The sequence below is a fragment of the Kitasatospora sp. NPDC086801 genome, assembly GCF_044745805.1.
Lineage (GTDB): Bacteria > Actinomycetota > Actinomycetes > Streptomycetales > Streptomycetaceae > Kitasatospora.
Genome location: NZ_JBIVAX010000010.1, coordinates 192,241 through 202,005, shown reverse-complemented (window position 1 = coordinate 202,005; position 9,765 = coordinate 192,241). Strand labels below are relative to the sequence as shown.

Here is a 9,765-nt window from a genome sequence, read left to right as displayed (position 1 = left end):
TCAGCCGGACGGGCGTAGGCCACCCGGCCCACGCCAGACAGCAAGATCAACACCTAGTCCAACCGGGTGTCGTACACCTAGATCGTGATAGTCCCGGCGAACTCCCCGGGGCCGCGGTAGTCGGCGTAGTGCAGCTGGCGACCGGCGAAGTGGCCCGGGTAGTGGGGCAGGAAGGGGCGGGTCCAGGTGCCGGTGGCGTTGATCAGCGCGCGGCTGGACCAGGTGCCGTGGTCGGTCTCGACCAGCAGCCGGGAGTCCGGGCGGTCCGACTCGGCGCGCACCGCGTGAACGGCGACGGGGCGTACGACCGGGAGCGCGTGCCGGGCCTCGTACGCCGCGAAGTACCCCGGCACGACCTCGCGCGCCGGGGCCTGGGGGTCGGGCGCGGGGAGTTCGGCGTCCGGGAGGTCGTGGAAGCCGTGCACGGTGGCCATCCGCAGGGACGGTGAGCGGTGCGCCCAGGCGCCGCCCGGCGCGGGGTTGGCGTCGAGCACGACGAAGCCGCCGTCGGCGTCCGCCCGGGAGGGGGCGAAGCCGCGGCGGCTGAGGTGGTAGGCGGCGGACAGTCCGGCCTGTCCGGCGCCCACCACCAGGACGTCCACGCGCCGCTGCCCGCCGTTGGTTGCGCCGTAAACAGTCACGCCGGTGAAACATCGGGGGTGCGGCGGGTGTTCCCGTGCCCGCGCGCTCCTGCGTCACACCATGTGACGCCCCGCGCGGGTGCCGGGTCAGACGGCCGGGGAGATCACCGCGGCCGTGCCGTAGGCGCAGACCTCGGTGCCGACGTCCGCCGCCTCCGTCACGTCGAAGCGCATCATCAGCACCGCGTTTCCGCCGCGCGCCTTGGTCTGCTCGATCAGACGGTGCATCGCCTCGTTGCGGCTCTCGACCAGGGTCTTCGTCAGGCCCCGCAGCTCGCCGCCGATCAGCGACTTCAGCCCGGCGCCGATCTGGCTGCCGAGGTGGCGGCTGCGCACGGTCAGCCCGAAGACCTCGCCGATCACATGATCGACCCGGAAGCCGGGGATGTCGTTGGTGGTCACGACCAGGACGTCGGCGTTCGGGCCCTGCCCGCCGCCGTACTCGTTGATGTCAGCCATGGGCCCATCCTGCCCCGTGTCGTGCGTCCGAGTGACCCAGGCGGGGCCGGGCGATGGCCGAGAAGGGGTCCAGAAGCTGGCTCAGACCGGTGATCGGGCGACCGAAAGGCCGTACCGTAGCCCCATGGGCGAGCGAAGCGATCATCCACAGGGGCCGGGCGCGGCGGAGGACTCCGGCGCGCAGGAGATCGAGGCGACGGTGGTGCTGGGCCTGCGGATCACCGACTGGCCGGCGCTGCGCGCCGCCGCGATCAGGGCCGTCGAGGAGCTGGTGTTCGAAGGCGTCGACCCGGCCGGCCAGCGCCGTGAACTGCTGCGCGAGGTCGCCGAGGACGCCAACGCGGCGCTCGGCGCGCTGCTGCACCCGGACCGGCTGGTGGCCGCCATCCCCGGGGTCGAGGCGATCGGCGGCACGCTGGAGATCAGCGTCACCGAGGACTTCGCGCCGGACTTCGCCGAACTGTTCCCGCTGGAGGGCGACGAGGACGAGGACGGCGGCGCGGGTGCGGACTGGACCCTCACCCCGCGCACCGCCTGCCTCCTGCACGCCCAGCTGATCGGCCTGGCCGACGCGGCCTACGACGACTTCGACGAGCACGGTGACGACCCAGTCGTCGACGGCGAGGACGCCGACTGGTCGGTCTACGCCCGCCTGCCCCAGCGCACCTGGCGGCTGCGCCGGAACTGGCGCCGTGCCATGGCCCGGGCCTTCGACGACCTCGCCGACGACCTCGCCCTCGGCGAATGGCCGCTGCCACGCTGCCTGGCCGAGGAGATCGGACTGCGGATGGCCCTGGTCGACGCCCGGGCCCTGCTCGGCGCGCAGCCCGAGTCGGTGGCCGACATGATGGGCGACCTGCCGGCCGACCTGTACGACTACGACTGGGACGGCTGCCACGACGAGCTGTTCGGCGTCTACGGACCGGACGACGGCGACCCGGAGCTGGGAGCCGAGCAGCGCACCGAGGTGCTGCTGGCGGCCACGCACCCGGAGGGCTGGTTCCTGACGTACGAGGACGCGGAGGCGCGGGACCCGCAGCGCGGCTACCGGCGCTGACCGGTCGTCGGGCCCGTTCGGGCCGGGTTGGGCCAGGTTGGGCCGATTCAGGCTGGTTCGAGCTGGTTCAGGTTGGTTCGAGATGCTCTCCGGGCGTTGTGACTGGTGGGCGGCTAGGCTGCGGGCATGTCCGATACGTCTGATGTGCGTGCGGTATCCGGGTGGCCGGACGGGGCGGATGGGGCGGCCCGCGCGGGTGGTCCGGCCGGGGTGCGCGGGTCTTCGGCAGGCGGGGACGACCAGCTGCTCACCCGGATCGCGCTCGGACTGGACGGTGTGCAGGCTGCCCAGCGCGGGCGGACGGCCGAGGCGCGGGCCAGCTTCGAGACGCTCTGGGCGGCGCTGGGCGAGCGGGGCGACGTCTTCCACCGCTGTGTCCTCGCCCACTACCTGGCCGACCTGCAGGACGATCCGCAGGACGAACTGGAGTGGGACCAGCGGGCGCTGGCCGCCGCCGACTCGCTCACCGCCGAGCGCGCCCAGACCTATGAGTCCGCCCTCCAGGTGCGCGCGTTCTACCCCTCACTGCACCTCAACCTGGCCTCCGACCACCTCAAGCTCGGCAAGCCCGACCTCGCGCGCGAGCAACTGGAGCGCGCCGTGCGCAGCCTGGATGCGCTCCCCGAGGACGTCTACGGCGCGAGCATCCGGGCGGCCGTCGACGAACTGCGGCAGCGGTTGCGCTGAGCGGGGGGATTGGCAGGGGCAGGGAGTGGAGACGGGGCGGCCCGGGGCGGCTCGGGGCGGGGGTCGTGCGGGGCCCCCGGCACCGCGTGATCACCGGGGTGGCGGGGCTGGCATGCTGGACGGGTGACTTCTCCGTTCGACACCCCGGCCCCTGCTCTCGCTCCTGCTGCCGCTCCCGTTCCGGTGCCCGTTTCCGCTGCCGACGACGCCTCGGCCCCGGCGGACCCTGACGCACGGCCGCAGTACGTGCTGCCGCTGGTCGTCCAGGTGGAGAAGGCCACGCCGCCCGGGCGGACCGACGCGCTGGAGACCTCGGCCCGGGCGGTGCTCACCCTGCTGTCCGACCCGCGGGTGACCGAGGTGGACGGCGAGTGGGCGGAGCGGGTCGAGGCCTGGGAGGACGCCCGGATCCGCAAGGTGGTCCGGCGGGCCCGGGGCGGGGAGTGGCGCCGGGCGGGCGAGCTGCCGGGGATCACGGTGAGCGGGCGGGAGGCCGAGGTGCGGGTGTTTCCGCCGGTTCCGCTGGACGGCTGGCCGAAGGATCTCGCCAAGCTCCAGGTGTCGGGGCTTGAGCTGACCGACGATCCCCAAGGTGTACCCCACCCGAATCCCCAGGTCTCCGGGACGGATCTGGAGGAGACCGCCGAGATCGGTGCTCCTGAGCCTGGACTGCCGGTGCTGTGGCTCAACCCGGAGCTGGAGATGAGCGCGGGCAAGGCGATGGCGCAGACCGGCCACGCCGCCCAGCTGGCGTGGTGGCGGTTGGACGAGGCGCAGCGCAAGGAGTGGGCCGAGTCCGGATTCGCGCTCGCGGTGCGGACGGTCCCGGCGGAGGTGTGGGAGGGGCTGGTCGCCAACGGTTTGCCGCTGGTCCGGGACGCGGGCTTCACCGAGATCGCGCCGGGCAGCTGCACGGTGATCGCGGACCACCCGGCGCTGCGCGGTTGACGGGTAACAGATGACGGCGAACAGATAACAGATAACAGATTTCGAAATCTGTTATCTGTTCGCCGTCATCTGTTTGTTGTCATCTGTTGCCCGCCCGCCGTCCGTTGCAGGCCGCTACTCGCCGGAGGTCTGGTACCGACGGATCGCCCGCAGGCCGCCGTAGGCGGCTGCGGCCGTCCAGAGGGCCATGATCAGCAGCCCGGTCCAGTGCCCGTAGTGGATGCCGGTCTCGGTCTGGGTGTGCATCGCGTACAGGCCGGCCCGGTCGGGCAGGAACTGGCCGACCTCGCGGACGCCGGGGATGGCCGCCAGCCAGGTGGTGCCGAGGAACACCATCGGGCCGAGCAGACCGAGCGCGGCGCTGAAGTTGCCCAGCATCGTGGTCAGTCCGAGGCAGAGCAGTACCAGCAGCGGGTGGTAGAGGACGCCGGCCACGAAGCTGCGGGTCAGGCCGGGGGTGGACCAGTCCAGTCCGGCGGTGGCGTCGACGGCCAGGAACGAGCCCGCCGTCGACGCCAGCCCGAGCAGCAGGCCCAGCCCGGCGCCGAGCGCGAGCTTGGCGCCGTAGAGCCGCGCGCGCCGGGGGACGGCGATGAACGAGGTGCTGATCATGCGGGTGTTGAACTCCTGCCCGATCAGCAGGATCCCGAGGCAGGCCACGGCCACGTGGCCGAAGAGCAGCCCGTAGTAGATCCCGTTGGCCGGGTCCGCGCCGGGGTTCACGCTCTTCGGGTCGGAGGCGGCGCTGACGGCCGCGGTGACTCCGACGGTCAGGACCAGGGCGACCAGCGGGGCCGCCCACTGGGAGGGCAGGGTGGTGAACTTGATCCGTTCGGCGCGCAGGGCGTGGGCCGCGCTCATTGTCATCTTCCCTTCGTTCGTGGTCACTTGGCGCGCCGCAGGGCGAGCAGGCCGCCGTAGGCCGCGGCGCCGGCCCACAGGGCCATGATCAGTAGTCCGGTCCAGTGCCCGTACGGGACCTGCGGGTCGTCGGCGTAGTGCAGCGCGTACTGGCCGGCCCGGTCGGGCAGGAACTGGGCCACCTGCCGCACCCCGGCCACGCCGCCGAGCAGCGGCGAGAGCAGGAAGACGACCGGTACCAGCAGTCCCATGGCGGCGGTGAGGTTGCCGAGCAGCGCGGTCGCCCCGAGGCAGAACACCACCAGCAGCACCGGGTAGAGCACGCCGGCGGTGGCGCTGCGGGCGAAGGCGGGGCCGTCCCAGTCGCCGGGGACGGTGGCCGCGTACCCGGCGAAGGCGCCCGCCGTGCCCGCCGCGCCGACGCCGAGGCCGACCAGCGCGCCGAGCGTCAGCTTGGCGCCGTACAGCCGCCCGCGCCGGGGGACGGCGGTGAGCGAGACGTCGATCATGCGGGTGTTGAACTCCTGGCCGATCAGCAGGACCGCGAAGCAGACCAGTGCGGCCTGGCCGAAGTTGAGCCCGTAGAAGACGCCCGCGCCCGGGTCGTCGGTGAGGTTGTGCTCTGAGCCGCCGAGGGCCGCGCCGATCGCCGTGGTGGTGCCCACGGTGAGCGCGAAGGCGAGCAGCGGGGTGATCCAGAGGGACTGGAGCGTGGTGAGCTTGATCCGTTCGGCGTTGAAGGCGCACAGGTGGTACCGGAAAGCCGAGTCGGGGCTCATGCGGTGGTCTCGGCGCGGTACTCGACGCTGTCGGCGGTCATCCGCATGAACGCCTCCTCCAGCGAGTCCTGTTGGACCGCGATCTCGTACAGGACCACGCCGTGCGCGGCGGCGAGCGCGGCGATCTGCTCGGGTTCGGCGCCGGTCACCTCCCAGGCGCCGTCGTCCGCCCGGGTCGCGGCGAGGTTGCCGGCGGCGTCCGACTGCCGGAGCAGGTCGCCGCCGAACAGGGCGGCCAGTTTGGCCGGGTTCACGGCCCGGACGCGGATCCTGGTCCGGCCGTGCTGGTCGATGAACTCGGCCGTGGCGGCGTCCGCGAGCAGCCGGCCGCGGCCGATGACCACCAAGTGGTCGGCGGTGAGCGCCATTTCGGTCATCAGATGGGACGACACCAGCACCGACCTGCCCTCGGCGGCCAGTTCGCGCAACAGGTTGCGGATCCAGCGGATGCCCTCCGGGTCCAGGCCGTTGACCGGTTCGTCCAGCAGTAGCACCGGCGGGTCGCCGAGCAGCGCGGCGGCCACCCCGAGGCGCTGGCGCATGCCGAGGGAGAAGCCGCGGATCCGCCGCCCGGCGGCGTCCGTCAGGCCGACCTGGGCGAGCACCTCGTCCACCCGGCGCGGCGCCAGGCCGTTGCTCGCCGCGAGCCAGCGCAGGTGACCGGCGGCGGTGCGGCCGCCGTGCAGCGCGTGGGCGTCCAGCAGGGCGCCCACCTGCCGTAGCGGCTGGGCGAGTTCGGTGTACCGGCGGCCGCCGACCAGGGCGCTTCCGGCGGTGGGGCGGTCCAAGCCGAGGATCAGGCGCATGGTGGTGCTCTTGCCGGCGCCGTTCGGGCCGAGGAAGCCCGTCACCAGGCCGGGTCGGATCTCGAAGGACAGGTCGTCGACGACGCGCCGACCGTCGTACTCCTTGGTGAGGCCCTGGATCTCGATCACGGCCGCGCTCCCCTCTCGGTGCTCCGGCGCCGGGTCGTCCGGCTGGTGGTCACATTCGACCGGAGCGGGCCGTATCGGCGGATCCCGCAGGGGTCGGGAGCCGTCTCCCTCCCGGGAGGGAGACGGCGGCAGCCCGGCGGGGGATCCAGGGCCGACCGCTGACCTGGCAGGATGGCGGAATGCCCAGGATCCTCGCGCCGCTGCTGGCCGGCGCCACGTACGCGCGCCTGCTGCACCTGCTGATCGGGTGGATCTTCGCGGGCGTCGTCCTGATGATCTATCCCGGGACGTACCACAAGGGCCTGGGCGAGATCGTGGTCGCGAGCGTCGCGGTGGATGTCGTCCTGCTCGCCCTGGTCGCCCTCGTCCCCGCGACGCGGCGCGCCGAAGGGGTGCAGGCGCGGCTGCTGCTGCTGCCCGACCGCGAGGAGGACATCGCCGCCGAGTCCTCCCGCAGTTGGGCGGATCGGCGGCGCACCGCCGGCTGGTTGATCGGGCGGGTCGTGCTCGGTTCGGTGGTCGGGTTCGCGACGGCCTTCGGCCTCACCAGCGGCTACGACCTGCTGACCGGACCGGACTCGTTCTGGTACCTCCCGCTCGCCCCGGTGCTGGTGCTCGGCTACGGTTGGCTGGTGGTGTCCGCCGGCCGACTCCAACTCGCCATGGTCGTAAGGCTGCTGGGGCCGTCCCCGGTGGAGCGGCTGGCGGAGGCGGAGCTGCGGGCCGAACGGCTGCTGGAGCGCAACAGGTTGGCCCGTGAGCTGCACGATTCCATCGGCCACGCACTGACGGTGACGGTCCTTCAGGCGGGCGCCGCGCGGGAGGTCGGGGACCAGGCATTCACCGCCAAGGCGCTCGAAGTCATCGAGGAGACCGGCCGCCGGGCCATGGAGGACCTCGAACGCACCCTCGTCCTGCTCCGCGAGCCGCCCGAGGGCGCGGCCGGCGACGGAACGGCCACCGAGCACCCCGGCGTCGACCAACTGTCCGCGCTGTTCGACACCGCCCGGGCGGCCGGGAGCCCGGTCGAGGCACGGATCGAGGTGCCGGCGGGGGCACTGCCCGGGGTGCTCTCCCGCGAGTCCTACCGGATCGTCCAGGAGGGCGTCACCAACGCGCTCAAGTATGCGCCCGGCGAGCCGGTCAGCGTCCGGATCGCCGTTCAGGGTGGGCAGTTGGAGCTGCGCTGCGCCAATCGGTCGGCGGTCGGCGGCACCGGACCGGCGCGACTCACGGGCGGCGCGGCGGGCAGGGGCGGCAAGGGGCTGCGCGGCATCCGGGAGCGCGCCACGCTGCTCGGCGGGGAGGCCACCGCCGGGGTGTCGGGCGACGGGGGCGGGGAGTGGGTGCTCGCCGTCCGGTTGCCCCTACGCTTGGGCTCGTGACGAACGATCTTGTGGGTGACGGTCCGGCGAGGGGCGCCGCCGGGATGATCGACATCCTGCTCGCCGACGACGAGGAACTGGTCCGGGCCGGGATGCGGGCCGTCCTGGAGGCGCAGGGGGACCTACGGGTGGTCGGCGAGGCCGCCGACGGCGCCGACGCGGTGGCGCTGGCCCGCGCGCTGCGCCCGCGCGTCGTCCTGATGGACGTCCGGATGCCGGTGCTGGACGGCCTGGCGGCGACCCGCGAGCTCCTGCGTCCCGGTGCGTCGGGGGAGCAGCCACCGAAGATCCTGGTCGTCACCACCTTCGAGAACGACGACTACGTCTACCAGGCGCTGCGAGCGGGCGCCGACGGCTTCCTGCTGAAGCGCTCCCGGCCGGCCGAGATCGCGCACGCGGTACGGCTGGTGGCGGCGGGCGAGTCGTTGCTGTTCCCGGCCACGATCCGCCGCCTCGCGGCCGGCCACGGCAATCCCGCCGCCCGCGCGACCATGGACCGGGCGGCGCTGACGGAGCGCGAGACGGAGGTGCTGCGGCTGGTCGCGCGCGGCCTCAGCAACGGGGAGATCGCCGAGCGGCTGTTCCTCGGCGTGCAGACGGTGAAGACCCACGTCAGCAGCGTGCTGGCGAAGCTCGGCGCGCGGGACCGCACCCAGGCGGTGATCGCCGCGTACGAGTCCGGCTTCGTCGAGCCGTCGGAGTAGCCGGAGTAGTCGGAGTAGCCGGAGCCGTCGGAGTAGCGGACGGGGGCGGAGCGGCGGACGGGGGCGGCGCACCGAGGCCAGGTAGCGCTGCGGGTCGGAGCAGTGGCGGGGCGGTTGCCGGAGGCCCGGCGCGGCGCCGGGGTCAGGCCGGGTAGGCGTGGGTCTGCGCGGCCTTGACGGAGGCCCAGACCTCGGATCCGGGCGCCAGCCCCAGCTCCGCGACGGCGGCCGGGGTGAGGTCGGCGGCCATCGGTAGTTCACCCGCGAGATCGGCGCGCACCTGGTCGCCGTGCAGGTCCAGGCCGGTGACCTCGGCCTTCCACACGTTGCGCGCGCTGGACTGCGGCCGTTCGCGGTGCAGGGTCACGGCGGACGGCGGGAAGGCGACGAAGGCCGGGCCGGACAGTTCCTCGGTGGTGGCCAGCACCGTGCCGGCCGTGAGCGTGACCTGGTGGCCCTCGGCCACACCCTGGTACAGGTTCAGTCCGACCAGGCGCGCGATGTAGTCGGTGCGCGGCCGCCGGGCGACCTCCGCGGGGCTGCCGGACTGCACCTCGTGCCCGCCCTCGATCACCACCAGCCGGTCGGCGAGCACCATCGCGTCCAGCGGGTCGTGCGTCACCAGCACCGCCACGGCCTCGAACTCGCTTAGGTGGCGCCGCAGTTGGGCGCGTACGTCGAGCCGGGTGCGGGCGTCCAGGGCGGCCAGCGGCTCGTCCAGCAGCAGCAGCCGGGGGCGGACGGCCAGCGCCCGGGCCAGCGCCACCCGCTGGGCCTGGCCGCCGGAGAGGCTGCCGGGGCGGACGGAGGCGTGGTCGACCAGGCCCATCCGCTCCAGCCAGCCGGCCGCCTCGGCCCGGGCGGCACGCTTGGGGCGGCCCTGGCAGCGCGGGCCGAAGGCGACGTTGTCGAGCGCGCTGAGGTGCGGGAAGAGCAGGTAGTCCTGGAACACCACGCCGACGGGACGTTCCTCGGCGGGGGTGTGCACACGCTGCTCGGGCTCCTCCAACAGGCGTCCGTCCAGGCGCAGGTGGCCGCCGGTGAGCGGGAGCAGCCCGGCGAGGGCGCGCAGGGCGGTGGACTTGCCGGCGCCGTTCGGGCCGAGCAGCGCGATCACCTCGCCGGGGGCGGCGGTGAGGGCGAGGTCGAGGGTGAACGCGGTGCGTTCCACCCGCAGCCGGGCGTCGAGGGCGGGCGCGGGTGCCGCCGTGGCACCGGTGACGGGGGTGGCGGGGGAGGTGCTCATCGGGGCGGTGTCCAGGGGGTCGGGGCGGCGGTGGCCGTGCTCCGGCCGAGCGCCGCCGGGGCT

10 protein-coding genes and 1 pseudogene are annotated in these 9,765 nt (G+C 73.7%); 5 read left to right on the top strand and 6 right to left on the bottom strand.

All coding sequences use genetic code 11. From position 1 onward, the window contains the following. Positions 1-92 precede the first annotated feature (92 nt). Positions 93-641 (bottom strand): annotated as a pseudogene (locus ACIPLC_RS14975) (NAD(P)-binding domain-containing protein); the annotation flags it as partial. A gap of 87 nt (positions 642-728) precedes the next feature. Beyond that, a complete protein-coding gene (locus ACIPLC_RS14970; RefSeq protein WP_400473380.1) occupies positions 729-1,100 on the bottom strand; it encodes a YbjQ family protein in 372 nt (123 codons plus the stop codon). A gap of 124 nt (positions 1,101-1,224) precedes the next feature. On the opposite strand from ACIPLC_RS14970, the gene ACIPLC_RS14965 reads away from it, so the two are divergent. From ACIPLC_RS14965 to ACIPLC_RS14955, 3 genes are all read left to right on the top strand, one after another. Continuing rightward, positions 1,225-2,157, top strand: a complete 933-nt coding sequence (locus ACIPLC_RS14965; RefSeq protein ID WP_400473379.1) for a hypothetical protein — start codon at positions 1,225-1,227, stop codon at positions 2,155-2,157. Between the two features lie 210 nt (positions 2,158-2,367). Then, positions 2,368-2,844: a hypothetical protein gene (locus ACIPLC_RS14960; RefSeq protein WP_400473378.1), complete on the top strand. Its 477-nt coding sequence runs from the start codon at positions 2,368-2,370 to the stop codon at positions 2,842-2,844. 183 nt (positions 2,845-3,027) lie between these two features. Next, positions 3,028-3,792: an aminoacyl-tRNA hydrolase gene (locus tag ACIPLC_RS14955; protein ID WP_400473377.1), complete on the top strand. Its 765-nt coding sequence runs from the start codon at positions 3,028-3,030 to the stop codon at positions 3,790-3,792. A 114-nt stretch (positions 3,793-3,906) separates the two neighbouring features. Here the strand turns inward: ACIPLC_RS14955 and ACIPLC_RS14950 are convergent, their stop codons facing one another. From ACIPLC_RS14950 to ACIPLC_RS14940, 3 genes are read right to left on the bottom strand one after another with little or no spacing between them, the layout of a single operon-like run. Further along, on the bottom strand, positions 3,907-4,653 hold the full coding sequence (locus tag ACIPLC_RS14950) for a hypothetical protein (RefSeq protein WP_400473376.1): 747 nt from the start codon (positions 4,651-4,653) through the stop codon (positions 3,907-3,909). A 23-nt stretch (positions 4,654-4,676) separates the two neighbouring features. Continuing rightward, positions 4,677-5,432: a hypothetical protein gene (locus ACIPLC_RS14945; protein WP_400473375.1), complete on the bottom strand. Its 756-nt coding sequence runs from the start codon at positions 5,430-5,432 to the stop codon at positions 4,677-4,679. Beyond that, entirely contained in the window at positions 5,429-6,367 is a 939-nt protein-coding gene (locus ACIPLC_RS14940) for an ABC transporter ATP-binding protein (protein ID WP_400473374.1), read from the bottom strand. The genes ACIPLC_RS14945 and ACIPLC_RS14940 overlap by 4 nt, the downstream gene beginning before the upstream one ends. 179 nt (positions 6,368-6,546) lie before the next feature. Between ACIPLC_RS14940 and ACIPLC_RS14935 the strand changes: the two genes are divergently transcribed. Together ACIPLC_RS14935 and ACIPLC_RS14930 are read left to right on the top strand one after the other, a co-directional pair. Then, entirely contained in the window at positions 6,547-7,752 is a 1,206-nt protein-coding gene (locus ACIPLC_RS14935) for a sensor histidine kinase (RefSeq protein ID WP_400473373.1), read from the top strand. Positions 7,753-7,796: 44 nt separating this feature from the next. Further along, the gene (locus ACIPLC_RS14930) at positions 7,797-8,456 is read left to right on the top strand and encodes a response regulator (RefSeq protein WP_400473392.1); all 660 of its coding nucleotides are present in this window, start codon (positions 7,797-7,799) and stop codon (positions 8,454-8,456) included. A gap of 142 nt (positions 8,457-8,598) precedes the next feature. On the opposite strand, the gene ACIPLC_RS14925 is transcribed toward ACIPLC_RS14930, so the two are convergent. Then, positions 8,599-9,702: an ABC transporter ATP-binding protein gene (locus ACIPLC_RS14925; RefSeq protein WP_400473372.1), complete on the bottom strand. Its 1,104-nt coding sequence runs from the start codon at positions 9,700-9,702 to the stop codon at positions 8,599-8,601. Positions 9,703-9,765 lie beyond the last annotated feature (63 nt).